Origin of the sequence: Aquincola tertiaricarbonis (assembly GCF_000969605.1) — a bacterium.
In the GTDB taxonomy this organism is placed as follows: Bacteria; Pseudomonadota; Gammaproteobacteria; order Burkholderiales; family Burkholderiaceae_C; genus Aquincola; species Aquincola tertiaricarbonis.
The window spans coordinates 17,114-43,138 of record NZ_JZUE01000024.1 but is presented as its reverse complement, the minus strand read 5'-3'; the positions used below and the strand labels follow the sequence as shown (position 1 = coordinate 43,138).

General features: G+C 70.6%; 26 protein-coding genes and 1 tRNA gene. 18 read left to right on the top strand and 9 right to left on the bottom strand.

Features of this window, described 5'->3' with window-relative positions; genetic code table 11:
- Positions 1–39 precede the first annotated feature (39 nt).
- From boxC to boxA, 3 genes are read left to right on the top strand one after another with little or no spacing between them, the layout of a single operon-like run.
- A complete protein-coding gene (gene boxC, locus VO99_RS22270; protein WP_046115137.1) occupies positions 40–1,713 on the top strand; it encodes a 2,3-epoxybenzoyl-CoA dihydrolase in 1,674 nt (557 codons plus the stop codon).
- 19 nt (positions 1,714–1,732) lie between these two features.
- Positions 1,733–3,160 carry a benzoyl-CoA 2,3-epoxidase subunit BoxB gene (gene boxB / locus VO99_RS22265; protein WP_046115136.1) on the top strand — a complete coding sequence of 476 codons (1,428 nt, stop codon included), beginning with the start codon at positions 1,733–1,735 and terminating at the stop codon, positions 3,158–3,160.
- Between the two features lie 22 nt (positions 3,161–3,182).
- Complete coding sequence (gene boxA, locus VO99_RS22260; protein ID WP_046115135.1) at positions 3,183–4,481, top strand: benzoyl-CoA 2,3-epoxidase subunit BoxA; 1,299 nt, start codon at positions 3,183–3,185, stop codon at positions 4,479–4,481.
- A 50-nt stretch (positions 4,482–4,531) separates the two neighbouring features.
- On the opposite strand, the gene VO99_RS31755 is transcribed toward boxA, so the two are convergent.
- Positions 4,532–4,654, bottom strand: a complete 123-nt coding sequence (locus VO99_RS31755; protein ID WP_259374803.1) for a hypothetical protein — start codon at positions 4,652–4,654, stop codon at positions 4,532–4,534.
- A gap of 110 nt (positions 4,655–4,764) precedes the next feature.
- Between VO99_RS31755 and VO99_RS30950 the strand changes: the two genes are divergently transcribed.
- Positions 4,765–5,187: a CBS domain-containing protein gene (locus VO99_RS30950; protein ID WP_232315472.1), complete on the top strand. Its 423-nt coding sequence runs from the start codon at positions 4,765–4,767 to the stop codon at positions 5,185–5,187.
- Positions 5,184–5,747, top strand: a complete 564-nt coding sequence (locus VO99_RS30945) for a GGDEF domain-containing protein (RefSeq protein WP_198157019.1) — start codon at positions 5,184–5,186, stop codon at positions 5,745–5,747. Before VO99_RS30950 ends, VO99_RS30945 begins: the two co-directional genes overlap by 4 nt.
- Positions 5,748–5,775: 28 nt before the next feature.
- On the opposite strand, the gene VO99_RS22250 is transcribed toward VO99_RS30945, so the two are convergent.
- Genes VO99_RS22250 through VO99_RS22240 form a run of 3 tightly spaced genes read right to left on the bottom strand, consistent with a single transcriptional unit; the run spans position 5,776 to position 9,739 of the window.
- Positions 5,776–7,548 carry a phosphodiesterase gene (locus VO99_RS22250; protein WP_046115134.1) on the bottom strand — a complete coding sequence of 591 codons (1,773 nt, stop codon included), beginning with the start codon at positions 7,546–7,548 and terminating at the stop codon, positions 5,776–5,778.
- The gene (locus tag VO99_RS22245; RefSeq protein WP_052736551.1) at positions 7,545–9,485 is read right to left on the bottom strand and encodes a DNA/RNA non-specific endonuclease; all 1,941 of its coding nucleotides are present in this window, start codon (positions 9,483–9,485) and stop codon (positions 7,545–7,547) included. Before VO99_RS22245 ends, VO99_RS22250 begins: the two co-directional genes overlap by 4 nt.
- 26 nt (positions 9,486–9,511) lie before the next feature.
- Positions 9,512–9,739 carry a type II toxin-antitoxin system HicB family antitoxin gene (locus VO99_RS22240; RefSeq protein WP_046115187.1) on the bottom strand — a complete coding sequence of 76 codons (228 nt, stop codon included), beginning with the start codon at positions 9,737–9,739 and terminating at the stop codon, positions 9,512–9,514.
- Positions 9,740–9,919: 180 nt separating this feature from the next.
- On the opposite strand from VO99_RS22240, the gene VO99_RS22235 reads away from it, so the two are divergent.
- The 3 genes from VO99_RS22235 to VO99_RS31905 are packed head-to-tail and all read left to right on the top strand — an operon-like array spanning position 9,920 to position 13,637.
- The gene (locus VO99_RS22235) at positions 9,920–10,513 is read left to right on the top strand and encodes a PEP-CTERM sorting domain-containing protein (RefSeq protein ID WP_046115133.1); all 594 of its coding nucleotides are present in this window, start codon (positions 9,920–9,922) and stop codon (positions 10,511–10,513) included.
- Positions 10,510–12,390, top strand: a complete 1,881-nt coding sequence (locus VO99_RS22230; RefSeq protein WP_046115132.1) for a bifunctional metallophosphatase/5'-nucleotidase — start codon at positions 10,510–10,512, stop codon at positions 12,388–12,390. Before VO99_RS22235 ends, VO99_RS22230 begins: the two co-directional genes overlap by 4 nt.
- Positions 12,391–12,395: 5 nt before the next feature.
- Positions 12,396–13,637, top strand: coding sequence for a hypothetical protein (locus VO99_RS31905; RefSeq protein WP_046115131.1), 1,242 nt, complete (start codon positions 12,396–12,398; stop codon positions 13,635–13,637).
- Positions 13,638–13,643: 6 nt separating this feature from the next.
- Here VO99_RS31905 and VO99_RS22220 read toward each other — a convergent pair whose 3' ends face one another.
- Positions 13,644–14,162, bottom strand: coding sequence for a hypothetical protein (locus tag VO99_RS22220; RefSeq protein WP_046115130.1), 519 nt, complete (start codon positions 14,160–14,162; stop codon positions 13,644–13,646).
- A gap of 88 nt (positions 14,163–14,250) precedes the next feature.
- On the opposite strand from VO99_RS22220, the gene VO99_RS30445 reads away from it, so the two are divergent.
- Positions 14,251–14,481, top strand: coding sequence for a hypothetical protein (locus tag VO99_RS30445; protein ID WP_157039703.1), 231 nt, complete (start codon positions 14,251–14,253; stop codon positions 14,479–14,481).
- Here VO99_RS30445 and VO99_RS22215 read toward each other — a convergent pair.
- Positions 14,478–15,065 (bottom strand): flavin reductase family protein, encoded by a 588-nt coding sequence (locus VO99_RS22215; RefSeq protein WP_046115129.1) that lies wholly within the window; start codon positions 15,063–15,065, stop codon positions 14,478–14,480. The two genes, VO99_RS30445 and VO99_RS22215, sit on opposite strands and share 4 nt — an antisense overlap.
- Positions 15,066–15,433: 368 nt before the next feature.
- Between VO99_RS22215 and VO99_RS22210 the strand changes: the two genes are divergently transcribed.
- Positions 15,434–16,072, top strand: coding sequence for a cysteine hydrolase family protein (locus tag VO99_RS22210; RefSeq protein ID WP_046115128.1), 639 nt, complete (start codon positions 15,434–15,436; stop codon positions 16,070–16,072).
- A complete protein-coding gene (locus VO99_RS22205; protein WP_052736550.1) occupies positions 16,069–16,800 on the top strand; it encodes an alpha/beta fold hydrolase in 732 nt (243 codons plus the stop codon). Before VO99_RS22210 ends, VO99_RS22205 begins: the two co-directional genes overlap by 4 nt.
- Before the next feature lie 9 nt (positions 16,801–16,809).
- Here VO99_RS22205 and VO99_RS22200 read toward each other — a convergent pair whose 3' ends face one another.
- On the bottom strand, positions 16,810–17,667 hold the full coding sequence (locus tag VO99_RS22200) for a DUF3750 domain-containing protein (protein WP_198157017.1): 858 nt from the start codon (positions 17,665–17,667) through the stop codon (positions 16,810–16,812).
- A 175-nt stretch (positions 17,668–17,842) separates the two neighbouring features.
- Here VO99_RS22200 and VO99_RS22195 point away from each other — a divergent pair, with 175 nt between their 5' ends.
- From VO99_RS22195 to VO99_RS22185, 3 genes are all read left to right on the top strand, one after another.
- Positions 17,843–18,115 carry a hypothetical protein gene (locus tag VO99_RS22195; RefSeq protein WP_046115127.1) on the top strand — a complete coding sequence of 91 codons (273 nt, stop codon included), beginning with the start codon at positions 17,843–17,845 and terminating at the stop codon, positions 18,113–18,115.
- A 49-nt stretch (positions 18,116–18,164) separates the two neighbouring features.
- A complete protein-coding gene (locus tag VO99_RS22190) occupies positions 18,165–19,394 on the top strand; it encodes a patatin-like phospholipase family protein (protein ID WP_157039702.1) in 1,230 nt (409 codons plus the stop codon).
- Positions 19,395–19,516: 122 nt separating this feature from the next.
- A complete protein-coding gene (locus VO99_RS22185) occupies positions 19,517–19,855 on the top strand; it encodes a hypothetical protein (protein ID WP_232315469.1) in 339 nt (112 codons plus the stop codon).
- Between the two features lie 53 nt (positions 19,856–19,908).
- On the opposite strand, the gene VO99_RS22180 is transcribed toward VO99_RS22185, so the two are convergent.
- Together VO99_RS22180 and VO99_RS22175 are read right to left on the bottom strand one after the other, a co-directional pair.
- Entirely contained in the window at positions 19,909–20,235 is a 327-nt protein-coding gene (locus tag VO99_RS22180; RefSeq protein ID WP_083440833.1) for a hypothetical protein, read from the bottom strand.
- A 180-nt stretch (positions 20,236–20,415) separates the two neighbouring features.
- A tRNA-Ala gene (locus tag VO99_RS22175) sits at positions 20,416–20,491 on the bottom strand.
- 124 nt (positions 20,492–20,615) lie between these two features.
- Here VO99_RS22175 and VO99_RS22170 point away from each other — a divergent pair.
- The 4 genes from VO99_RS22170 to gsiB all read left to right on the top strand — a co-directional run bounded on the left by VO99_RS22170 (position 20,616) and on the right by gsiB (position 26,024).
- On the top strand, positions 20,616–21,548 hold the full coding sequence (locus VO99_RS22170; RefSeq protein WP_046115124.1) for a MurR/RpiR family transcriptional regulator: 933 nt from the start codon (positions 20,616–20,618) through the stop codon (positions 21,546–21,548).
- The gene (locus VO99_RS22165; RefSeq protein ID WP_046115123.1) at positions 21,545–22,549 is read left to right on the top strand and encodes an isoaspartyl peptidase/L-asparaginase family protein; all 1,005 of its coding nucleotides are present in this window, start codon (positions 21,545–21,547) and stop codon (positions 22,547–22,549) included. Before VO99_RS22170 ends, VO99_RS22165 begins: the two co-directional genes overlap by 4 nt.
- On the top strand, positions 22,546–24,417 hold the full coding sequence (locus VO99_RS22160; RefSeq protein WP_046115122.1) for a dipeptide ABC transporter ATP-binding protein: 1,872 nt from the start codon (positions 22,546–22,548) through the stop codon (positions 24,415–24,417). The genes VO99_RS22165 and VO99_RS22160 overlap by 4 nt, the downstream gene beginning before the upstream one ends.
- A gap of 68 nt (positions 24,418–24,485) precedes the next feature.
- The gene (gene gsiB, locus VO99_RS22155) at positions 24,486–26,024 is read left to right on the top strand and encodes a glutathione ABC transporter substrate-binding protein GsiB (protein ID WP_083440832.1); all 1,539 of its coding nucleotides are present in this window, start codon (positions 24,486–24,488) and stop codon (positions 26,022–26,024) included.
- Position 26,025: the final 1 nt, after the last annotated feature.

Sequence of the window (26,025 nt, the reverse complement as noted above, 5' to 3'; positions counted from 1 at the left end):
TCGACGGAAGCACATTGCTTCCACCGCCAGGAGACCTGCATGAGCGATCCCATTGCCCAGAGCCCGCGCGTCGACTACCGCACCGAGCCGGGCCGTTACCGGCACTGGTCGATCAGCACCGACGGCGCCATCGCCCGGCTGTCGCTGGACACTGCGGAGGACGCCGGCATCCGCCCCGGCTACAAGCTCAAGCTCAACAGCTACGACCTGGGCGTCGACATCGAGCTGCATGACGCGCTGAACCGCCTGCGCTTCGAGCACCCCGAGGTGAAGACGGTGATCGTCACCAGCGCCAAGGACCGCATCTTCTGCTCGGGCGCCAACATCTTCATGCTGGGCGTGAGCAGCCATGCCTGGAAGGTGAACTTCTGCAAGTTCACCAACGAGACCCGCAACGGCATCGAGGATTCGTCAAGGCATGAAGGCCTGAAGTTCGTGGCCGCGGTCAACGGCGCGTGCGCCGGCGGCGGTTATGAACTCGCGCTCGCCTGCGACGACATCGTGCTGGTGGACGACCGCTCCAGCGCCGTGAGCCTGCCCGAGGTGCCGCTGCTGGGCGTGCTGCCCGGCACCGGCGGCCTGACCCGCGTGACCGACAAGCGCAAGGTGCGCCACGACCTGGCCGACATCTTCTGCACCAGCGTGGAAGGCGTGCGCGGCCAGCGCGCGGTGGAGTGGCGCCTGGTGGACGCGGTGGCCAAGCCGGCGCAGTTCGCGGCCACGGTGCAGGATCGGGCATCGAAGCTGGCCGCCGCCAGCCAGCGCCCCGGCCCGGGCACGCAAGGCATTGCGCTGCCCCGGCTGGAACGCGAAGACGGCGCCGACAGCCTGCGCTACGAACACGTCACGGTGGAGATCGACCGCGCCCGCCGCACCGCCACTTTCACGGTAAAGGCGCCCAGCGCCGCGCAGCCGACGGACGCGGCCGGCATCCAGGCCGCGGGCGCCGCCTGGTGGCCGCTGGCCATGGGCCGGCAGCTCGACGACGCCATCCTGTGCATGCGCACCAACGAGCTGGACATCGGCACCTGGCTGCTGAAGACCGAGGGCGATGCCGCCGCGGTGCTGGCCGCCGGCCAGCTGCTGGTACGGCATGCCGACCACTGGCTGGTGCGCCAGACGCTGGGCCTGCTGCGCCGCACCTTCGCGCGGCTGGACGTGTCCTCGCGCAGCCTGTTCGCGCTGGTCGAGCCCGGCTCCTGCTTCGCCGGCCTGTTGGCCGAGCTGGCCTTCGCGGCCGACCGCAGCTACATGCTGGCGCTGCCCGACGAGCCCGGGCGCGCGCCGCAGCTCACGCTGGACGAGACGAACTTCGGCCTGCTGCCAATGGTGACCGAGCAGAGCCGGCTGCAGCGCCGCTTCTACGAGGAAGCCGGCCCGCTGGAAGCCGCCCGTGCCGCCGCCGGCCAGCCGCTGGATGCCGACGCCGCATTGAAGCTGGGCCTGGTGACCGCCGCGCCCGACGACATCGACTGGGACGACGAGATCCGCATCGCCATCGAGGAGCGCGCCGCCATGTCGCCCGATGCACTCACCGGCCTGGAGGCCAACCTGCGCTTCTCCAGCAAGGAAAACATGGTCACCCGCGTGTTCGGCCGGCTCACCGCCTGGCAGAACTGGATCTTCAACCGCCCCAATGCCGTCGGCGACAAGGGTGCGCTGAAGGTGTACGGCAAGGGCGAAAAAGCGGCCTTCGACCTGAACCGCGTTTGAGCACAACCAGGAACCGGACATGAGCACCATCGACTACGCACAGAAGATCCCGAACAACGTCAACCTGGGCGAGGACCGCACGCTGCAGCGCGCGCTCGAAGGCTGGCAGCCCAACTTCATCAACTGGTGGGACGACGTGGGCCCCACCGGCTCCACCGACTACGACGTGTACCTGCGCACCGCGGTCAGCGTCGATCCGCAGGGTTGGGCGCAGTTCGGCCACGTGAAGATGCGCGACTACCGCTGGGGCATCTTCCTCAACCCGGGCGATGCCAACCGCGGGGTGCATTTCGGCGACCACAAGGGCGAGAACGTCTGGCAGGACGTGCCCGGCGAGCACCGCGCCAACCTGCGCCGCATCATCGTGACGCAGGGCGACACCGAGCCCGCGTCGGTCGAGCAGCAGCGCCACCTGGGCCTGACCGCGCCCAGCATGTACGACCTGCGCAACCTCTTCCAGATCAACGTGGAGGAAGGTCGCCACCTGTGGGCCATGGTGTACCTGCTGCACAAGCACTTCGGCCGCGATGGCCGCGAGGAAGCCGAGGCCCTGCTGCAGCGCCAGTCGGGCGACGAGAACAACCCGCGCATCCTGGGTGCCTTCAACGAGCAGACGCCGGACTGGCTCAGCTTCTTCATGTTCACCTACTTCACCGACCGCGACGGCAAGTTCCAGCTGGCTGCGCTGTCGGAGAGTGCGTTCGATCCGCTGGCGCGCACCACCAAGTTCATGCTGACCGAAGAGGCGCACCACATGTTCGTGGGCGAGAGCGGCGTGTCGCGCGTGATCGCCCGCACCTGCCAGGTGATGAACGAGCTGAAGACCGACGACGTGCAGAAGGTGCGTGCGGCCGGCGCCATCGACCTGCCCACCATCCAGCGCTACCTCAACTTCCACTACTCGGTGACCATCGACCTGTTCGGTGCCGACCAGTCGAGCAATGCCGCCACCTTCTACAGCTCGGGCCTGAAGGGCCGCTACGAGGAAGGCAAGCGCGACGACGACCATGTGCTCAAGGGCCGCACCTACAAGGTGCTGGAAGTGCAGGACGGCCAGCTGGTGGACAAGGAAGTGCCGATGCTCAACGCCTTGAACGAGGTGCTGCGCGATGACTTCATCAAGGACTCGGTGGCCGGCGTGAACCGCTGGAACAAGGTCATCGAGAAGGCCGGCATCCCCACCCGCCTGGTGGTGCCGCACAAGGCCTTCAACCGCCAGATCGGCGCGCTGGCCGGCATCAGGATGTCGCCCGACGGGCGCGTGGTGGGCGAGACCGAATGGCAGGCCAAGAAGAACGAATGGCTGCCCACGCCGGAAGACCGTGCCTTCGTCGCCAGCCTGATGGGCCGCGTGGTGGAGCCCGGCCAGTTCGCCAACTGGATCACCCCGCCGGTGATGGGCATCAACCGCCAGCCCGTGGACTTCGAATACGTCCGCTTCGGATAACCCACCCCCGGAGCGGGCCAGCATGAATGCCATGACCGACGTCGCCATCATCCGGCAGCACCTGATCGACCCGGAGATCTGCATCCGGTGCAACACCTGCGAGGCGACCTGCCCGATCGGGGCGATCACGCACGATGACCGCAACTACGTGGTCAAGGCCGATGTGTGCAACGGCTGCATGGCCTGCATCTCGCCGTGCCCCACGGGCTCCATCGACAACTGGCGCACCATGCCCTTGTCGATGGCCTATCCGGTGGAGGAGCAGTTGCTGTGGGACGAGCTGCCGCCCGAGCTCATGCCCGAGCAGCTGGCCGAAGCCGGCGTGCCGGCGGATGCCGAACCCGCGGCGGCCGGCCTGCCCGCGGTGCCGGTGCTGGCCGAGGCCGCCGCGGCAACAGGCGGCGCGCTGGTGGAAGCGCCGTTCGACACGGCAGCCTACGGCGCCACCACGCCGCCGTGGTCGGCGGCGCATGCCTATACCAACCTGTATCCGCCGAAGAAGCCCACCACCGCCACCGTGGTGGGCAACATCAACTGCACCGAAAGCGGCTTTGCGAGCGAGACCCACCACGTGGTGCTGGACTTCGGCGGCATGCCGTTTCCGGTGCTGGAGGGCCAGAGCATCGGCATCGTGCCGCCGGGCGTGGATGCGAACGGCAAGCCGCACGTGGCGCGCCAGTACAGCATCGCCAGCCCGCGCAACGGCGAGCGGCCGGGCTACAACAACGTGGCGTTGACGGTCAAGCGCGTGACCGAGGACCACCAGGGCCGCCCGGTGCGCGGCGTGGCCTCCAACTACGTGTGCGACCTGAAGGTGGGCGACAAGGTGCAGGTGGTGGGCCCGTTCGGCCACAGCTTCCTGATGCCCAACCATCCGCGTTCGCACATCGTGATGATCTGCACCGGCACCGGCAGCGCGCCGATGCGGGCCATGACCGAATGGCGGCGCCGGCTGCGCAAGAGCGGCAAGTTCGAAGGTGGCAAGCTGATGCTGTTCTTCGGCGCGCGCACGCCGCAGGAGCTGCCGTACTTCGGTCCGCTGCAGACCCTGCCCAAGGACTTCATCGACATCAACCTGGCCTTCTCGCGCCAGCCCGGGCAGCCCAGGCGCTATGTGCAGGACCTGATCCGGGAGCGCGCCGCCGACCTGGCCGGGCTGCTGAAGGACAACAACACCCACCTCTACGTGTGCGGCCTCAAGAGCATGGAGGAGGGCGTGGTGCTGGCGCTGCGCGACGTGGCGCAGCAGGCCGGCCTGGCCTGGGACGCGCTGGGCCCGGTGCTCAAGGCCGAGGGCCGGCTGCACCTGGAGACGTATTGAGCACCGCCGGCTGCCGGCGCGGCCGGTGATCGACGCGGGCCCTGGCGGCGTCAGGCTGCCAGCGCGCGCATCTCGGCATACAGGTCGGCCTTGCCCTCGAAGCCGATGCCGGGCAGCTCGGGCAGCGTCACGTGGCTGTAGCCGGGGTGGCTGCGTGGACTGCCGGCCGGCATGTGGACCTGGGCAACAGCAACGGCATCGTGGCCAGCGGCAACCAGCGCAGCAGCACAGCGCGGGAGAAGTTGCCGGTGACAGCCGCGACGACGGCGCCGGCGGCCGCGTGGTGGATGCCGACGTGGCCGCCGTCACCGCGGGGCAGCTGGCGCACGACGGCCCGGTGGCCACGCCCGCGCTCAGCTGCGCCGAGGTGATCGAGATGTTCCGCCGCGACCCGCGGCTGTATTCGGTGCCGGTGGTGGACGAGGCGGGCCGGCCGCTGGGGCTGCTGCGCTCGCTGCTGGTGCTGCACCGCGGCGCCGAGCGCTTCTTCCTGGAGATCCATGGCCGCGCCAGCTGCCGGCTGCTGATGGACGCCAACCCGCTGGTGTTCGACGTCAGCGCCAGCCTGCGCACCATGAGCGAGGCCATCTCCAACATCGACGACCGCTTCATGGTGGATGGCTTCGTCATCACCCGCGAGGGCTGCTACGTCGGCGTGGGCCGCACGTCGGAGCTGCTGCGGGCGCTGCGGACCTGCAGGTGGTGACTGCACAGAACGCCAACCCGCTGACCCGGCTGCCGGGCAACCTGGCCATCGACCGCCAGCTGGCGCGGCTGCTGGACGAGGGCGCGCGCTTCCTGCTGGTGTACTGGGACATCAGCCGCTTCAAGGCCTTCAACGACCTGTACGGCTATGCGGCGGGCGACGAGGTGATCCGCATGACCGCCGGGCTGCTGCTGGCCGATGCCGAGCAGCACGGCGACTTCGTCGGCCACATCGGCGGCGACGACTTCGTCTGCGTGATGGCCTCGCTGCAGGCCGGGCCCCGGCTGGAACGCCTGTGCGAAGCCTTCGATGGCGGAATGCGCGCGCTGCTGGAACCGGCCCACGTGGCCGCCGGCGGCTACGAGACACCCGACCGGCGCGGCCGGCCGGTGTTCCATGCCATCCCGCTGCTGGTGGGCGGCGCGCTGCCGGTGCAGCCCGGCCGCTTCGCCAGCGTGCGCCAGCTGTCAGCCGCCCTGGCCGAGCTGCGCCAGCAGGCCAAGGGCCTGGCACGCAGCGGCTGTTTCATCGAGCGCCGGCAGGGCCAGCCGCTGGCGTGAGGGCCGGGCCGCGGGTGCGTCGCCCGCCTCAGGCGGTGGCGGTGTGCACCGGCACCGCCTGCAGCACATGCACGCCGCAGCCGCCATGCTTGGCCAGCCGCTTGGCAGCCGCGGCGGCATTGGCCACGCCGTCGGAGCGCCGGTAGTCGCCCGGCTTGATCGGCACCACGCCGATGCACAGCGTGGTGCAGGGATGGAAGCGCATCACGCCATGGCGGTCTTCCGCCTGCAGGCCGCCGGCCGCCAGGGCCTGCGCATCGAACAGGTCGCGCACGCGCAGGTTGAACTCGGCCACGATGGCCTCGCAGCGGGCGCGCCAGTCGGTGCTCTGGAAGACGACGATGAAGTCGTCGCCGCCCACATGGCCGACGAAGTCGCGCTGCGGGTCGGCATGGGCCACGATCACCGCCGCCACCAGCCGGATCATCTCGTCGCCGCGCCAGTAGCCGTACTGGTCGTTGAAGGGCTTGAAGTGGTTGAGGTCGGCATAGCCGGCCGCGAATTCGCAGCCGCTGTCGATCAGGCGGTCGATGTGGTCGCTGATCGGGATGTTGCCGGGCAGGAAGGTGAGCGGGTTGGCATGCCGCGCGGCCTCGATGCGGGCCTCGGTCACCGCCCGCACCAGCTGCTCGCCGGTGCCCAGGCCGCGGTAGCGGCCGTTCTCGGTGACGATGAAGCCTTCGGTCAGGTAGCGCTGGTCGCTGGAGGTGAGCACCGAGGTCAGCTCATGGATGCCGGTGTGGATGTCCACCTGCAGGGCATCGGGGTTGCCGTGCAGCTGTGCCGGCCGGCGGGCATACAGCTCGCGGAAGAAGGGCTGCGCATAGGCATGGATGAACTGCTGCCGGTTCAGCAGCGCCAGCGGGCGCTCGTCCTCCACCACCGCGATGGCATGCAGCGCGGGGTCGGCCTGGAAGCGCGCGAACACCTCGTCATGCGTGATGGCGGCGCTGGCCGGCGGCAGCGGCAGGCACAGCTTGGCCGCGGTCAGGCCGCCGTGGTTGGCGGCGCGCCGCTGCTGCGGCAGCACGGCCACCTCATGGCTGCCCAGCACGGCCAGGGCCGCCGGCAGCGGCGCCTGCACCAGCCGGGCCTGCGGCCGGCCCAGGCCGTAGCCCTGGCCATAGCCGATGCCGAGGTCGCGCACCACCCGCAGGTCCTCGTCCGATTCGATGCCCTCGGCCACCAGCGACGAGCCGAAGGTCTCGGCGATGTGGATCAGCGCCCGCATGGTCTGCAGCTTGTCGCCATGGCTGGCCACGTCGCGGGTGAAGTACTTGTCGATCTTCACCATCTCGGGCTTCAGCTCCGACCACAGCCGCAGGCTGGAGCGGCCATCGCCGAAGTCGTCCAGTGCGAAGGCCACGCCCTGGCGGCGCAGCGCCAGCACCGCGGGCTGCAGGCGTTCCACCTCGCGCACGTGCTCGTGCTCGGTGATCTCGATCACCAGCGCGCTGGGCGGCACGCCGCGGCTGCGCACCACTTCCACCAGGCTGGCGGCATCCTGCTGCTGCAGCACCTCCACCAGCGCGGTGGCGCTGAGGTTGATGAACAGCTTGCCGCTGGGCCGCTGGCGGCTCCAGGCCACCAGCGCGGCACGCAGGCAGGTCAGCTCCAGCTCGATGCTCAGGCCTTCCTGGCGCGCCGCGGTGAACAGCGCATCGGCATTGGGCCAGGGGCCGGTGGTGGGGCGGGCCAGCGCTTCATGGCCCAGGATGCTGCCGTCCTTCATCGCCACGATGGGCTGGAAGTGCATGGTCAGCGCGCGCGCCTCGATCAGCGCGGCAATGTCGAAGGTCATCGGCTGAAGAACTGGTCGTCGCTGTGGATGAGTCTGAGGCGCGGGCCGTCCAGCACCGACTCCACCGCGGCGAAGGGCTGTTCATGTTCGAGCAGCACCTTGGGAAACCGCAGTCCGGTGCGCTCGCCCAGATCGGCCAGGCCGATGCGCGCCCACACCCAGGGCGCCAGTTCCAGGCCCTCGGCCAGCGGCCCCAGCAGGTGCTTCTGCGTCAGCAGGAAGGCATAGGCGCGCAGTGCGCCGCTGGCTTCGTCCACATAGGCCACCACCTTCCAGAATTCGTCGGGCAGCAGGCACTGCTCGCCGTTCTGCTCGAAGCGGCGATCCTGCGCACCGAACACCGGGCCGGCCATCAGCGTGAGCTTGAGCGCGCGCGGTTTCTCCGAATCGAACAGCGTGTTCTCCAGCCGGCCCCACAGGCCGCCCTCGGGGTCGTCGGCCGTGTTGCCGCTCTGGTTGAAGGCCTCGTGCTGCGGCACGATGTTGGTGTAGAAGAAGCTGTCCCGGTTGGCCTGGCGGGCCTCCTCCATCGGGCCCCAGCACAGGTCGGCGCGGCGCGCGATGTGGCCGCGGTCCAGCGGGTTCATGCGGTAGATGGCATCGGTGAGCTGGTGGGCCGGCAGGTCGCCGCGGCGGTCCACCTGGAAGCCGGTGCGCTTCAGGCGCTTGAAGCTGGCGCCGTCGATGTTCCAGGCCACGCACAGCGCGTACTTGCGCTGCCGGCTCAGCCACACCGAGAAGTGGCAGTAGCGCAGCTCGGCATCGCCTTCCAGCACCGCCAGGTCGCGCCGGCGTGCGGCAGTGAAGGTGGGCGGCACGATGGCGCGGCCCAGGAAGTCGCGGTCATAGCCGGCGCGCAGCGCATCGTCGCCGCCCTGGGCCACCGGCGGCAGCGCCAGCTCGCCGGCCGGCTCCACGTCCAGTGCGGTCATCACCGACTGGGCATAGCAGGCCAGCGCGAACTCGCCCTCGCTGCGCTCCGCGTCCCCGGCGAAATGCAGGCCCAGCATCACCGGCGCGGGCTTGCCGCGGCGGTCCACGGCCATCCAGGCGGCGCCCGAATCGCCGCCGCGCGAGATCTCGCCATCCGGCGGCAGGGCCTGCGGGTCCAGGCCCACCTCGAAGCCGCCCACGATGGCCACCACGCCGCCGCCGTAGTCCAGCCGGGTGTTCACCTCGATGCGGGTGACGCGGCCGCGGGTGACGCCGGTGGTGCGGCCGCTCTTGACCACCGCATCGCCCAGCTCCGGGTCGCCGATGGCGGTGACCGACACGCCCAGTTCCCAGGCCTGGCTGGACACGCCGCGGCCGCTGATGCGGGCCACCGCGCAATCACCCGCCGGCCCCAGGTGGCTGCGCAGCAGCACGCCGATGCCGTTGGCCTCCACGCGGTTGTCGTCATGCCGTCCGGGCTGCACCACCGTCACGCCCAGCGCGGCCTGCGGGCCGTGCACCACATGCCAGTTCGACAGCAGCAGCAGCTCGCCGCTGCGCCGGTCGCGCACGAAGGCGCCGATGGTGCCGGCGCTGGTGTGCAGGTTGCCCACGCTGAGGCCAGGCGACACCACCTCGGCGCGCACCTTGCGCGGGTCCTTGGCCGGCAGGGCCACCGGCAGGTAGGCCGGCTTGAAGCTGCGCGGCACCACCTCGGTGGGCACGTCCACATCGCCGATGCGGATGACCGGCGGCACGTCCACCGGCCGCGCCGCGGCCAGCGCGCCTTCGGGCACCGCAGCCGAGTCCACGGTGAACTGCACGGTCCAGGGGCCCCTTCGTCCGGCGGCGGTGGTGGGCCGGGTGAGGCCGACGCTGGTCAGGCGCGGGTCGGCCAGCCACTGCGCGGCGCGGCTGCGCACATGGGCGCGCAACACGCGTTCGAATTCGGCGGGATCGGCGGGGTCGGCAGCTTTCTTGCGAACGCGGCGGGTAGGGGCCATCGGGGCAACTTCAGGACAGCAGGGGTTCAGTCGGGCGAGGGCGCCAGCCAGCATTCACCGGGCTGCAGCGGACTGGGACGGGGCAGGGCCCGGCCCTGGTGCCGGTGCTCGTGCAGCACCCGCGCGATCTGGTCGGCTGCCAGGCGCAGGGCTTGCGGGGCATCGCTGGCGAAGGCCTGCACTTCCGGCAGGTCGCGGCAGAAGGACAGGAAGCCGACGAAGGGCACCGACGTCACCGTCACGGCGTAGTTCATGGCTGTCATCGGGCGTGTGGGCTGGTGGGGGCGCTGCGAACCGAACGGTAGCCCGCCCGCATGGCAGGCGCATGACAGCCCGCGGCCGCGACGGCCCAGGCTGGCCTGTCATACCCGCGTCAAACGCCTGCGTCATCGTGCGGCAACGGGCGGATTCCACGCCCATCCAGGAGGATCGACTTGAACCACCAGCGCCGCATTGCGGCCGCCTGCGCCTTGTCGCTGGCGGCCTGCCTGCCCCTTGCGTCCCCCCAGGCGCATGCCGTCGAGTTGCAGGCCGATGGCCAGTGGGCCGAGTTCTACATCGACGAGATGACCGCGCAGGGCGGCGGCCTCGGCTGGATCGACACCGACACCGGCCTGGCCCAGACCTTCGAGTTCAGCGTGCCCACCGGCTTCACCGGCACCTTGACGGTGGTGGACGGCGGCTTCGCCGGCGACGTGTTCAGCCTCACGCTCGGCGGCCTGCCGCTGGGCAGCACCAGCGCCGTGGCCAGTGCGGCCGGCACGGCCATCGGCGTCGACTTCGACGCCGCGCTGGCCGATGGTGGCTACAGCCGCGGCGTCTTCACGCTGCAGGCGGGTTCGTACACGCTGGGCGGCCAGCTGCTGCAGTCGGCCACCTTCGAGGGCGTGCCGCTGAACGCGACCGTCGGCGGCCTGCGCCTGCAGGTGAGCCCGGTGCCCGAGCCCGGCAGCCTGCTGATGCTGCTGGCCGGCCTGCCGCTGGTGGGCTTCGGCCTGCGCCGCCGCCTGCAAGGGGGTGCGCAATGAACACGCTGCGCATCCTCGCCGCCACGGCGATGGCCGGCACCGTGCTGTCGGCCTGCGCCGTCACCACCGCGCCCGCGCCGGTGAGCATCAAGATCGTGGGCTTCAACGACTACCACGGCAACCTGGAATCGCCCGGTACCTTCGGCGCCAACACCTCCGTGCCCTCCGCCCAGCGACCGCCGGTGGGCGGCGCCGACTACCTGGCCGCCTACGTGGCCCGCATGCGCGCCAGCAATCCCAACACCGTGGTGGTGGGCGCGGGTGACTTCATCGGCGCCACGCCGTTGATCTCGTCGCTGTTCTTCGACGAGCCGGCGGTGGAGACGCTGAACAAGATCGGCGTGGAGTTCTCGGCGGTGGGCAACCACGAGTTCGACAAGGGCAAGGACGAGCTGCACCGGCTGCAGAACGGCGGCTGCAAGATCACCGCCGGCGCGCCGGACGCCAACAGCTGCCGCGGCTTCGGCTCGGCCGCGCCGGGCAGCTTCGACGGCGCGAAGTTCCGCTGGCTGTCGGCCAACGTGGTGGAGACGGCCACCGGCAAGACGCTGCTGCCGGCCTACGGCATCAAGAGCTTCGGCAAGGTGAAGGTGGCCTTCATCGGCATGACGCTCAAGGGCACGCCCAGCATCGTCACGCCCACCGGCGTGGCGGGCCTGAGCTTCCGCGACGAGGCGCAGACGGTCAACGAGCTGGTGCCGCGGCTGCGTGCCCAGGGCATCGAGTCCATCGTGGTACTGGTGCACCAGGGCGGCTTCCAGGGCGCCGGCAACAGCGACATCAACGGCTGCGTGGGCGACCTGGCCGGCAGCGAGATCGCCAACATCGTCAGCAAGCTGGACAACGCGGTGGACCTGGTGATCAGCGGCCACACCCATGCGGCCTACAACTGCTCGCGCAACACGCTGGACAACGGCAGCGTGGCCCGCAGCACCGGCCTGCCCAACAAGGCCGGCCGCAAGGTCCCGGTGACCAGCGCCAGCGCCTTCGGCCGCGTGCTGACGGAGGTGGACCTGAAGATCGATGCCACCACCCGCGACGTGCTGGAAGTGAGCCCGGTCAACCGCCTGATCGACCGCACCGATGCCGACATCACCGCGGCCATCAACGCCAACCCCGAGGTGAAGAACGTGGTGGCGGCGTACAAGAACGCGGTGTCGCCGCTGGCCAGCCAGGTGGTGGGGCGCATCACCGCGCCGCTGAGCAATTCGGCCGATGCCGCCGGCGAGATGCAGGCCGGCGACCTCATCGCCGATGCGCAGCTGCAGGCCACGCAGCCCGCGGCGCTGGGTGGCGCGGTCATGGCCTTCATGAACGGCGGCGGCGTGCGCAACCCCGGCTTCGTCAATGCCGCGGGCACCTACCCGTACGACCTGACCTATGGCGACGCCTTCACCGTGCAGCCCTTCGGCAACAGCCTGGTGACGATGACGCTGACCGCGCTGCAGCTGAAGAACCTGCTGGAGCAGCAGTTCGCCGGCTGCAACGGCCAGACGGTGACCCGCATCCTGCAGGTGTCCAACGGCCTGCAGTACCGCTGGAGCGCCAGCGGCCCCACCTGTGCCAAGGTGACCGACGTGGCCTTCACGCCCACCGACCTGCAGTCGGTGCCCCCGGTGGCCACCGGCCCCACCGAACAGATCGTCGTCGGCGGGGTGGTGCAGAACCCCACTCGCACCTACCGCGTCACGGTCAACAACTTCATGGCCACCGGCGGCGACGGCTTCAGCGTGCTGACCGACGGCGCCGCAGTGCAGGGCGGTGCGCAGGACATCGACGCGCTGGTCGCCTACCTGGCCGGCTACAAGCAGCCGGCCGCCGCCTACGACCCCACGGTCCCGGCGCTGCGCAAGCCGCGCATCGTTCGCCTGCCTTGAGCGGCTTGCCGCGCGCTTGCCACGCACGGGCCGGAGCGGCGCTGCTGGGCCTGGCGGCAGCCGCGGCGCTGGCGCAGCCCGCGCCACCGGCTTCGGCCATCCCACCGCTGGAGCTGCCGCGCTTCGCCCAGCCGGTGCTCGGCCCGCGCGGCCCGCTGTCGCCCGAGCAGGAGGCCGGCCGGCAGCAGCTGCTCGCCCGGGCACGACAGGCCTTGCAGGCCGGTGAGCCGGCCGCGGCGCAGGCACCGCTGGACCAGGCCGCCGCGATGCGCCACTCGGCCGACACCGAGCTGCTGATGGTGCAGCAGATGATGCAGCGCGGCGCCTACCGGCAGGCCCTGGCCTTCGCGGCCCATGCCGCCGGCGCCCATGCCGACGTGCCGCAGGCACGGGCGCTGTATGCCTGGCTGGCGGCGCTGGGCGGCCAGCCCGCCTTTGCCGATGCCCAGCTCAGCCTCGGCCTGCAGCGCCTGCCCGACGATGCGTTGCTGCTGGGCGCCCGCCAGGCGCTGGCCGGCCTGCAGCCTGGCGCGCTGCAGCCGGTGGTGCCGCCGGGCGACATCGGGCCGGTCGCCACCGGCGCGGTGGTGCCGCCTGGTGCCCGCGCGGTGGCCAGCGGCCTGCTGCTGCCGGGCGGCAGCCATGCGCTGCTGATGCTGCCGGCCGAAGGAACGCCGCCGGCCGCCCGGCTCTGGGTGCGGGACGGCCTGGGCCGCACGCGCGCCGCCACGCTGCAGCAACAGCCGGGGCCCGCCAACGGCCTGGCGCTGGCGGTGCTGGAGGCGCCGCTGGAAGGCGCCGCGCCCTTGGCCGCCGCGGCGCAGCCAGGCTTTGCCGGCAGCCCGGCGGTGGTGGTGGGACACCTGCGCCTGCCGCAGCCGGCTGCCCAGGCCGGCCACGCCACGCCGCCTGTCTGGCCGGCGCTGCACATGGGCTTCCTCGGCCGGCCGATGGGCGATGCCGCGCAGGCGCTGGGTGTGGGCGTGCCGGCGGAGTTGCCGGGGGCGCTGGTGCTGGACCTGGGCGGCCGGTTGCTGGGCTTGGCGCTGCCGGGCGGCGCTACGGCGCCCGAGCGGCTGCTGCCGCTGCCCGTGCTGCGCAGCCTGCTCGGCGAGCAGGCGCAGGCACTGCTGCCTGCCGCTGCCGCGGGCCCGCGCCGCACGCCCGACGAGTTGTACGAGCTGGCGCTGCCGTCGGTGCTGCAGGTGCTGGCGATGCCGCTGGATGCAGCGGCATCGCCGAACTGAGCGTGCTCAGCCCGCGGTGCCGTCGTCCGTCGCCGCGTCCGCCTTCGGCCGGCCGGTCTTCAGGCTGGGCGCGCGGTCCAGCGCCAGCAGGAAGTTCTTGTCCGACATGCTGTGCAGCGCGGCGATGCCGGCGCGCAGCAGCTCGCTCTTCTTCACATGCCGCTGCAGCTGGGTGCCGCGTTGCTTCAGCACGGCCAGCAGTTCGTACTCGTCCTTGGGCATGGTGAAGCTGTCGCGCACCAGCTTGGCCTTGGGCTTGGGCGCCTCCTGCGCCGGCTTGGCGGCGGACCTGGCGTCAGCCTTCTTGCCGTGCTGCTTGCCTGCCTTGCCCGGCTTGGCGGCCTCGGCGGGCGGCGCCTGCAGCTTGATGGCCGGCTTGGCCGCTGAGCGGGCCACCACCACGCCGTTGGCCTGCGCCGGCGCTTCGACCTTCGCAGCCAGGGTGGCGGTGTCCGTCGACGTGGCGGGCAGGGCGGCCACCTGGGTGGCGACGGTGGCTTTGCGCTGGCGGGTCACTTTGGTCATGGTGCTTTCTACAACTGTGTATACGGTATAAACAGTTTATACTGAAAGCCTGGGCCTTCACCCAGCCTCCCGTGCGGAAAGGATCGTCATGCAGTTCAACTCCAACGCATTGCGCTTCTGCCCGGCATCGGTAGGCGCGTTGATGGACACCGGCTTCCTGCGCAGCGTGCTGCACGACGTGGAAGACCCCACCCATCCCGACGGCGCGCTGGCGCAGCCGGGGCCGGATGCCGCTGCGCCCCGTCCGCTGCGGTCGCGCTGGCGCGGCCTGCTGCACGCCATCAGCGGCCACCGCCCCGCGGCGGCTGCCGATCGCTAGCCCGCAGGCAGGGCTTTGGCCTGCAGCACGCCACCGGCCCGCACGAAGTGGCCGGCGCCCAGGTGGTGGATCGTCTGCAGCTCGAGGTTGTCGTCGCTGAACCGCCAACGGCCGTTCGAGAAGACACGTTCATCGGCGGCGGCCGCCACCACCTCCGCGAAGCAGGTGTCGTAGGCCGCTTCGGTGTGCGGCTCGGGGATCAGCCGGCATTCCAGCCAAGCCGCGCAGCCCGTCTCGATCAGCGGCATGCCGAGCTTCGGACCCGGCCGCGCGACGATGCCCAGGCGCTCGAATTTGTCGCCATCGCGGCCGCTCGTGCTGCCGACGGCATAGGTCACATCCACCAGCGCGGTGCCGGGCAGGCACAGCGCGAATGCGCCGCTCGCCGCGACGAGTTCGCGGGTGAAGGTCTGCTTGTCGATCACGACCGCGATGCGCGGCGGCGTGAACTCCACCGGCATCGACCAGGCCGCCGCCATCACGTTGCGCTGGGCGCCGTGGGCGCTGGTCACCAGCACCGTGGGCCCGTGGTTGACCAGCCGGCTGGCATGTTCGAGGGCGACCGGTCGGAAGTGTGGATTCATGGCAGTTCGTGCTCCGGGCTGTGGCAGGTCAGGCACCTGCGTGCGGGCCGTGCCTGCGGTGAGGCGGTCGGGCTTCCGGCCCGACGACCTTGCGCCGTTCGGGGCGACGGCCGGAGTATGAGCCGCGGCTGAAGCTGCCGCGCGCCGTGGCCGCCGCGGCCTGCTGGCTGCGGGCCATGTCGCCATGCCGTCCTCTCCGATCGTGCACCGGCCTACTTCCAAAGCGCAAGGCGCCGTCCTTGCTCCGGTGGCAACCCGCTGACGCTCCGCAGGCGGATGCGGCAAGTGCCGGTGGCGGCGATGCTGGCGGCGCCGACCTGGCATGTGCCCGGTCGGCCCGGCAGACCCGCCGACCACCGGAGAGGAACATGGACGTCTCTTACTCGAGGACCGATACGGCACTGCTGCTGATCGACCCGTACAACGACTTCCTGAGCGAGGGCGGCAAGCTGCACGGTCTTGCGAAGCAGGTGTTCGACGCGACCGGCACGCTGGACAACCTCCGCCGCGTCGTCGCAGCCGCCCGTGCCGCTGGCATCCGGGTGTTCTTCACGCCGCACCACCGGGCGCGGCCGTCGGACTTCAGCCTGTGGAAGAACGCCTCGCCCTACCTCCTGGGCGGCGACCGGATGCAGGTGTTCGCCGAAGGCAGCTGGGGTGGCGAGTGGCATCCCGACTTCGTGCCGCAGGAGGGCGACGTGGTGGCCAAGGAGCACTGGCATTCCAGCGGCTTCGCGCACACCGACCTGGACCTGCTGCTGCGCCGGCACGGCGTCGAGAAGGTCATCCTCGTCGGGCTGCTGGCCAACACCTGCGTCGAATCCACCGGCAAGTTCGCGGCGGAACTCGGCTACCACGTCACCCTGGTGGTCGATGCGACGGCCGCGTTCACCCGGGAGGCGATGGACGCCGCCCACAAGATCAACGGCCCCACCTATGCGCACGCGATCGTCGCCACCGCGAACCTGGTGCAGGCCCTGGCCGCCCCGGCGGTGCTCGAGCCATGACGCGCAGCACCGGCCATCCGATCCAGCACCGCCCCACCACCACCCGCCAGGAGTCCTCTGACATGAGCATCGCATCCAGCGGGCTGTGGACCGGTGTGCCCAATCACGATCCGGCGGCACTGGCCAAGGACGCGAGCGACCTGATGAAGGCGCTGAAGCTGGGCAGGTCGGTGATCGCCGGCTGGTCGCTGGGCGGCATCGCGGCGCAGGTCTTCCTGGCGCTGTTTCCGCAGCAGGTCTCGCACGTGGTGGTGATCGGTTCGGTGCCACCTGGCCCGAACGTCAAGCCCGCCGAGCAGCTCTTCTTCGACACTGCCAACATCCCCGACTACACGCTCGAGGACCAGACCATCCTGTTCTTCGAGCCGAAGTCGGCGGCCAGCCGCGAGGCGGCGCGGCGGTCCGTCGATCGCATGGCGTCGCGCACCGCGGGCCGCAGCATGCCCGTCCCGCACGGCTGGGCCAGGGAGTACCTGGGCACCTCGCCGAAGAGCCCGCTGTTCCCTTCGGACGCGGTTCTGCAGGTGATGAAGACCACCACGGTCCCCATCCTGCACGTGGGCGGCGACCACGACATCATCTTCCCCGTCGAGAACTGGTACGCCCTGAACCAGGTGCTGCCCACGGTCCGGCTGCTGACATTCCCGTCCTCCGGCCACGGCCCGCAGCACCAGCATCCGGTGGCGGCGGGCGAAGGCATCGCGTCGTTCATCCGGTCCGCGAAATGATCCCGGCGCTCAGGGCGGCGAGGGCTCGATCCCCGGCGGCGGCGTCGCGCTCGTCGTGTCGGCAGGCCCCGGCCAGAAGCCCACGCCGGGCAGCCGCAGGCGCCGGTCATCCACGTCGATGCCGACGTTCAGGCCGAGCAGGCTGAGCTCCAGCCCCTCGGTGCGGGCCACCGTCGCGCCCAGCAGCCCGAAGACCGACACCTGCCAGCCAGTGCCGCTGGGTGCCGGGGCCAGCAGCGTCGTGGGCCCGATGTAGTCCTTGCCGATCGCCGTGGCGGGCAGGTCGAGACCCAGCTCCGGCGCCTGGCGGGCCACCCAGGCGACGAAGGTGTTGCTGTTCGGCCCGGGCCAGATCCGGTAGCTGCGCGACCAGGGATAGCCGCGCACCGCTTCCTCGATGCGATCGATGAGCGCGTCCACGCCGGGTCCGCGACGCTGCGCAAGCAGCATGGGCTCGGCGCCGTACCAGCGTCGGTCTGGCGCATCGGTGCTCGATTCGACGACACCATCGCCGCCTCGCCAGCTGCGCCAGCCGACCATCTGGTAGGTCGTCCATTCGGTCGCCCCGCTGCGCTTGACGGCGATCCACGGGTGGATGGCGAAGGCGCCGCGCCAGCGCACCGTGCGCGCTCCGTAGACCTGCACCACGGCCTCCTGCACCGTGGCCGCATCGGGGGCCAGCCCGACCCGGTCCTGGCTGCCTTCGTACCAGGGGCGCTCGAGATCCACGTCGCCGAAGGCCAGCACCCCCAGCGGCCCCATGAGCAGCAGCAGCACCGAGCCGACCAATGCGCGCAGCAGGCGATGCCACCAGGCGCGCCGCGGCGGCCTCGGCCTGTCGGGCTGGATGTCGGTCTGGTTCGCCACGCTGCTTCCTTTGGGTCGTCGAAGGTGCACGCACGGCCGCAGGCGCGGGTGCGCTTCGCGATGTGGCCGGTGGGCGCGTGCATCGCCGCACCCGGTTGCCCGTCAGGCCGGTGCGGCCGCTTCCGCGCTGCCTTCGGCCGCGCCAGGGCGGCGCTGCGTGCGCAGCCGCGCGATTATGAAGTTGGCGGCGAGCATCGCCGCGTGCTGGTCCCGCCCCTATCCCACCGTGACCGATGCCCGGGTGCAGTCGCCCGAGCCCGCCAACTGGCTGCAGTACCGCGGCAACTACGCCGGCTGGGGCTACAGCCCGCTGGAGCGCACCGACCGCCGCAACGTCGGCAAGCTGCAGCTGGCGTGGTCGTACACCACGGGCCAGACCGAAGGCCACCAGGCGCCCCCCATCGTCAATGGCGGCTACATGGACGTGGCCACGCCGGGGAGCAGGTGATCGCGCTGGATGCCAAGTCGGGCAACTGCTGGCCTTCCTCACCTTCCCGATGGCGGTGAAGCTGATGGCCTGGGTCGACGGACGGGGCAGCCTGCGGGCTGGGCAACCCGTTTGCCAAGCTGCTGCGCACACAGGAGCTTGGATGAAACCTCAAATCGGCTTGGCGCTGTCCGGCGGCAATGCGCTGGGCGCCTATGCGGCCGGCGCGTATGCCGCGCTGCACCGCGCCGGCATGGAGCCGCAGGTAATCAGCGGCGCGTCCATCGGTGCCGTCACGGCCACCCTCATTGCCGGCAATCCGCCCGAGCGTCGGGTGGCGCGGCTCGAGGAGTTCTGGCGGCAGGCGGCTGCGCCGAGCATCTACGGGGGCGGCGTGCCCAACGGCTGGATGCGCGATCTCTACAACAAGCTGCAGGCGACGCAGGCGTTGATGGTCGGGCGACCCGGCCTGTTCAGGCCGCGGCCGAGCGGCTTCCTGTCGTTGCTGCCCGGCACGCCGCCCGACGTCGGGCTGTTCGACCCGCTGCCGCTGGTGGGCACGCTGGAGCGCCTGGTGGACTTCGACTACCTGAACCAGCAAGGGCCTGCGGTGGTGCTCACCTGCGTCGACCTGCTCGATGGCTCGCCGGTCTATTTCGACAGCCGCAAGCAGGTGATCGAGCCGCGCCACGTGCTGGCCAGCACCGCCTTCATCCCCGGCTTTCCGCCGGCGCGGATCGATGGACGGCTGCTCGGCGACCCTGGCATGCAGGCCAACCTGCCGCTCGATCCGTTGCTGGAGGCACCCACGGGCGACCTGACCTGTTTCGCCGTGGACCTGTTCGACTCCGTGGGTCAGGCACCCACCTCGATGGACACCGCGCTGGAACGGGCGCAGGACATCCTGTTCAGCGCCCAGTCCCTGCGGACCATCGCGGCGGTCCGCAAGGCGCGTCGCCTGCAGCGCAGCCTGGCGGAGGTGAAGTCACGGCTGGCCGCGCAAGCCATCGACCTGAACAGCCTGGCGCCGTGGCTGGACGATGTGCAGGTACACGAGCTGGAGCTGGTGCTCATCGCCTACCGGGCGCCGGTGCACGAACTCGGCGCCAAGGCGATGGAGTTCTCCGCGCGGTCGATCGGCGAACGGTGGCAGGCGGGCGAAGCCGACATGGACCGCGCGCTGGCCCTCCACCAGGCGGGGCAGGCCACCACCGACGACCCCGGCTTCCGCTTCTACGATGGACGTCGCCGGGACCCACGCACCGCGACGACGGGCGCCAACGACGCATCGGCGTCCTGAGGCGCCCGGCATGGGCCGTCCGCGCACGCTGCGCATCACCCGACGGCCGGCCCGGTGACGGGAACCCGGCGTGCTGCGCGACAACCCGCAAGGCGCCCAGTCTCATGCGCCCTGATGCCCCCATGACACCAGACGGGCGCTATCTGGTGGTGCGCGGCCGCCTCTGGCGCGCCGCCAATCCCGCGCTGCCAGCCACGGTGCGGCAGGAACTGGTGCAGCAACTGATGTCGGCGCGGCGGGCGCTGAGGGGCACCCGACCGGCGCAGGAGCGGGCGGACGCGCGCCGGCGGGTCGATGCCGTCAAGACCGCGCTGGGCGAGCGCGGGCCGGTCTGGTGGACCGATGGCGCACCGGACTACAACCGCAAGCTGGCCCGCAACACGCCTTACGCGGACTGGTACGAACGGTTGGAGCGCTCACAGGCAGCCGCTGCCGGTGGAGAGCGCATGCAGCCACGCTGATCGGGCACCGTCGGGCGCGCCAGCCACGGGTGCCGATGCCGGCCCGTGCCCGTTCAGCCTTGCCACACCCCGTAGCCCGCCTCCCGCAAGGCGATGCCGAGTTCGACTTCCATCTCGCAGGCGGCTGCATACGGCATCGGGTTGTATACCTCGTACAGATGCGGCAGCAGGCGCAAGCCGTAGCGCAACACGTAGCGGTTGGCCTGGATGCCCGCCTTGTGGCGGTCGAAGCGCAGGTCGGGATCGAGGCCGGTCATGCCGACGTAGACCAGCGGCTTGCCCAGCCGGTAGTCCGGGTTGCAGCGCCGGAAACGCGCTTCGTTCCAGACCTGGTCGGCCAGCTCGACGACGTAGACGTGATGATGGTGGGTCGTGCGCATGAGCCTGTCGGACGCCATCTTCCTGCACCCACCGCCGGTCATCGGGGGTGGAGGTGTTTCCCGGCTCGCGGGGCCGGATGTGCCGGCTCGATCGGCCACCAAGAAAAAAGCCCCGGGCGCTGCGGCCAGGGGCTTCGTTTCTTCCGCCGGGCATCCGTGGGACGCTGCGGGACATCGGGTTGGTGGAGACGAGGAGGATCGAACTCCTGACCTTCGCATTGCGAACGCGACGCTCTCCCAGCTGAGCTACGCCCCCACTACAGCCGGCGATTATAGACACACCTTTGGGGGATAACGCCGGGGCGCGCACCGGGCTGGGGCGGTACAGTCGGCCTGTAAGTTGCTTTCCAGAAGCTATTGCTTTCTGTAATCCTGTTTTCATGCCGACCCCTGTTCATCCCGCCGACTGGTCGGGCCGCTTCGCTGCCCTGCCGGTGCTGCAGCAAGTGGCTGCCGCCATGCCCGGCATGCCGGCGGCATTGCAGCGCATGGGGCAGGCGGTGCTGGCGCATCCGTTCCGTGCCGCCACGCTCAACATCGACGAGTTCGCCGGTGAGGTGTCGGTCTCGGTGGCCACGGCCAACCGCTTTGCACGGGCGCTGCATTTCGCGGGCTATCCGCAGTTCCGTGCCGAACTGGCCCGCGGCTTCGAGGCCATCCTGGCGCCAGTGGAAAGCCTGCGCAGCAACCTGCGCCACGGCGCCAGCATCCCGCAGGCGATGGCCGCCTCGCTGGGCGAGACCCTGGGCAACCTGGAGCACACGCTGCAGGCGCTGCAGCAGCAGCCTTGCGAAGCCGCGGTGCGGCTGATCGCCGAGGCCGAGCAGGTGCTCACGCTGGGCTGGGGCAGCAGCGCCTACCTGGCCGGGCTGCTGCAGCATGAGCTGGAGCCGTACTGCTCCCGCGTCAGCAGCCTGGCGCAGGCCGGCGGGCCTTCCCATGCGGCGCGGCAGCTGGTCAAGCGCGGGCCGGCCGACGTGCTTATCGCACTGGCCTTCCCGCGGTACGTGGAAGACACCATCCTGCTCACCCGGCTGGCGCGCGAGCGCGGCGTCAAGGTGCTGGCGCTGACCGACGAGCCCACTTCGCCGCTGGTGCCGCTGGCCGACGTGGTGCTGTATGCCCGCGTCAACCGCCAGATCGCCTCCACCAGCAATGCCACGGTGCTGGCGCTGCTGGAAGCCCTGGTGGCGGCCCTGGTGCACAACACGACCGGCGCGGTGCAGCGCGCCGAGGAGATGGCCAGTGGCGTGCTGCCCTGGCTGCAGATCGGGCCGGGCCGCAGGCCCTCGGCCCGCAAGGAATCGCCATGAGTTCTTCGAGTTCCCGTCCCGTGCCGGTCATCGCGCTCCATGGCGGCGCCGGCACCCTGTCGCGCGCCACCATTTCCGCCGAGCAGCAGGCCGCCTACCGCGATGCGCTGGGCACCATCCTGCGTGCCGGCCAGGCCATGCTGGCCGAGGGCGCGGATGCGCTCGACGTGGTCACCGAAGCGGTGCGCCAGCTGGAGGAATGCCCGCTGTTCAATGCCGGGCGCGGCGCGGTGTACACCGCCGAGGCACGGCATGAGCTCGATGCCTGCGTGATGCGCGGCAGCGACCTGGCCGCCGGCGCGGTGGCCGGCGTGCGCACGCTGCGCAATCCGGTGCTGGCCGCGCGGGCGCTGCTGGAAGAAGGCGGCGCGGTGATGCTGATCGGCGAGGGCGCCGAGCGCTTCGCGGTGCGGCAGGGCTGCGAGACGGTGTCGCCCGACTGGTTCGGCACGCCGGCGCGGCTGCAGCAGCTGCGCACGATGCAGGCCGCCCAGGCCGGCGACACGATGGCGCTGGACCACGACGGCGCCGCGGCGCAGGCGGCGCAGGCCGCCCCCTTGGACGAGCGCGCCAAGTTCGGCACCGTCGGCGCGGTGGCGCTCGATGCCCAGGGCCACCTGGCCGCCGCCACCTCCACCGGCGGCATGACCAACAAGCGGCCCGGTCGCATCGGCGATTCACCGCTGATCGGCGCCGGCTGTTATGCCAACGACCGCACCGTCGCCGTGTCCTGCACCGGCGCAGGCGAGGCCTTCATGCGCGCGCTGGCCGCGCACGACATCTCCGCATTGATGGCCTACGCCGGCCTGCCGCTGGAAGAGGCCGCGCGCCGCGTGGTGATGGACACCCTGCCGCCGCTGGGCGGCCGCGGCGGGCTGATCGCGGTGGATGCGCAGGGCCATGTCACGCTGCCCTTCAACACCGAAGGCATGTACCGCGGCTGGGCCCGCGTGGGCCAGCCAGTGCGGGTGGCCATCTATGCCGACGAGGAGGGCGCATGAACAACAAGCCCGCCGTGCCGGCGGCGCTGCGCCGCGTGCTGGAGGTGGAAGACCTCAGCGTCAGCTTCAAGACCGAGCAGGGCCGCTTCCAGGCGGTGCGGTCCCTGGGCTTCCACGTGGACGCCGGCGAGACGCTGGCCATCGTGGGGGAGTCGGGCTCGGGCAAGTCGGTTTCGTCACTCGCGTTGATGCGGCTGGTGGAGCATGGCGGTGGCCGCATCGACAGCGGCCGCATGTGGCTCACCCGCCGCGATGGCGAGCGCATCGACCTCGCCCAGGCGAGCCCGGCACAGATGCGCTCGCTGCGCGGTGCCGACGTGGCCATGGTGTTCCAGGAGCCGATGACCTCGCTGAACCCGGTGTTCACCGTCGGCCAGCAGGTGGCCGAGAGCATCGTGCTGCACCAGGGCCGCAGCCAGGCCGAGGCGATGGCCGAAGCGCTGCGCCTGTTCGACCTGGTGCGCATTCCGGAATCGCGCGAGGTGCTGGGCCGGCACCCCCACCAGCTGTCGGGCGGCATGCGGCAGCGGGTGATGATCGCGATGGCGCTGGCCTGCCGGCCCACGCTGCTGATCGCCGACGAGCCCACCACCGCGCTCGACGTCACCATCCAGGCGCAGATCCTGGCGCTGATCCGCCAGCTGCAGCAGGAGCTGGCGATGGGCGTGATCTTCATCACCCACGACATGGGCGTGGTGGCCGAGATCGCCGACCGCGTGCTGGTGATGAAGCGCGGCGACAAGATCGAGGAGGGCGATTGCCGCTCGCTGTTCGCGCAGCCGCGGCAGCCCTACACCCAGGCCTTGCTGGCTGCGGTGCCGCAGCTGGGCGCGATGCAGGGCCAGGACCTGCCGGCCCGCTTCGCGCTGCCGGGCGAGGCATTGGTCGATGCGGCCGGCGAGCAGATCCTGATGCCCGACAGCGTGCGCCGCGACCTGCCTCCGGTGCTCAAGGTCGACAAGCTCGTCACCCGCTTCCCGCTGCGCAGCGGCGTGTTCGGCCGCGTCAAGCGCCAGGTGCATGCGGTGGAGCAGATCAGCTTCGAGCTGCAGGCCGGCGAGACGCTGGCCCTGGTGGGCGAATCGGGCTGCGGCAAGAGCACCACCGGCCGCTCGCTGGCGCGCCTGATCGCGCACCAGGGCGGCCACGTGGAAGTGGCCGGCCGCGACATCGCGCCGCTGGAAGGCGCGGCGCTGCAGGCGCTGCGGCGGGACATCCAGTTCGTGTTCCAGGACCCATATGCCTCGCTCGACCCGCGGCTGACGGTGGGCTATTCGGTGATGGAGCCGCTGCTCATCCACAAGCTGATGCCGGCCGACAAGGCGCAGGAGCGGGTGCGCTGGCTGCTGGAGAAGGTGGGCCTGCCAGCCGAGGCCGCGCACCGCTATCCGCACGAGTTCTCGGGCGGGCAGCGGCAGCGCATCGCCATCGCCCGCGCGCTGGCGCTCAACCCCAAGGTGGTGATCGCCGACGAGGCGGTGTCGGCGTTGGACGTGTCCATCCGCGCGCAGATCATCAACCTGCTGCTCGACCTGCAGCAGGAGTTTGGCATGGCCTACCTCTTCATCTCGCACGACATGGCGGTGGTGGAGCGCATCAGCCACCGGGTGGCGGTGATGTACCTGGGCCAGATCGTGGAGATCGGCCCGCGCCGCGCGGTGTTCGAGAACCCGCAGCATCCCTACACCCGCCGGCTGATGTCGGCGGTGCCGGTGGCCGACCCCACCCGCCGCAAGCAGCGCGAGCTGCTGTCCGACGAGATCGCCAGCCCGGTGCGTGCACTGGGCGACCCGCCCACCGTCGCGCCGCTGGCGCAGGTGGCGCCGGGGCATTTCGTTGCCCGCCATCCGGTAGGCGGCGCGTATTGAAAGCAAGGCCGGCTTCGGCCCGGACCCGTTTCCGAAGTAGCAGTAGCAGTCGTAGTAAGGAGTACCAGATGTATAGACAACAGCTCACCCGCCTGGCCGCCGCGCTGGCCATCGCCGGCACCGCCGTGGCCGCCCACGCCGCCAAGGACGTGGTGGTGGCCGTGCCGTCCACCTTCACCACCACCGACCCGTACGACGCCAACGACACCCTGTCGCAGGCCGTGGCCAAGTCCTTCTACCAGGGCCTGTTCGGCTTCGACAAGGACATGAAGATGGTGCCCGTGCTGGCCGACAGCTACACCGCCAGCAAGGACGGCCTGGTGTTCACCGTCAAGTTGAAGACCGGCATCCAGTTCCATGACGGCACGCCCTTCAATGCCGAGGCGGTCAAGGCCACGTTCGACCGGGTGACCAACCCCGAGAACAAGCTCAAGCGCTACAACCTCTACAAGAACATCGCCAAGACCGAGGCGGTGGACGCGGCCACGGTGCGCTTCACGCTGAAGGAGCCGTTCTCGCCCTTCATCAACTCGCTGGCGCATCCGTCGGGCGTCATCATCTCGCCGGCCGCGCTGGCCAAGTACGGCAACAAGGGCATCGCGCAGAACCCGGTGGGCACCGGCCCCTTCAAGTTCGTGGAATGGAAGGCCACCGACTACCTGAAGGTGGAGAAGTTCGACAACTACTGGCGCAAGGGCTACCCGAAGGTGGACTCCATCACCTGGCGCCCGGTGGTGGACAACAACACCCGCGCCGCGGTGATGCAGACCAACGAGGCGCACTTCGCCTTCCCGGTGCCGCCCGAGGCGGTGGCCACGCTGCAGAAGAAGCCCAGCCTGGAAGTGACGGCCGCGCCGTCCATCATCCACCGCTACCTGTCGATGAACACGCAGCACAAGCCGTTCAGCGACCCGCGGGTGCGTGAGGCCATCAACTACGCCATCAACAAGGAAGCGCTGGTCAAGGTGGCCTTCTCCGGCTATGCCATTCCTGCCGAAGGCGTGCTGCCGCAGGGCGTGGAATACGCGGCCAAGCTGGGCCCGTGGCCCTACGACCCGGCCAAGGCGCGCGAGCTGCTGAAGCAGGCCGGCTATCCCAACGGCTTCGAGAGCACGCTGTGGTCGGCCTACAACCACACCACCGCGCAGAAGGTGATCCAGTTCGTGCAGCAGCAGCTGGCCCAGGTGGGCATCAAGGTGCAGGTGCAGGCGCTGGAAGCCGGCCAGCGGGTGGAGCGCGTGGAAAGCGCGCAGGACCCGGCCACCGCCCCGGTGCGCATGTACTACGTGGGCTGGTCGTCCTCCACCGGCGAGGCCGACTGGGCCATGCGCCCGCTGCTGGCCTCGGAATCCTTCCCGCCCAAGCTGTTCAACACCGCGTACTACAAGAACGATGTGGTGGACCAGGCCATTGCCAAGTCGCTGGTGACCACCGACAAGGCGGAGAAGGCCAGGCTGTATGCCGATGCACAGAAGCAGATCTGGAAGGACGCGCCCTGGGCCTTCCTGGTGACCGAGCGGCTGGTGTCGGTGCGTGCGCGCAACCTGGCCGGCTTCTACGTCATCCCCGACGGCAGCTTCAATTTCGACGACGTCGAGCTGAAGTGAC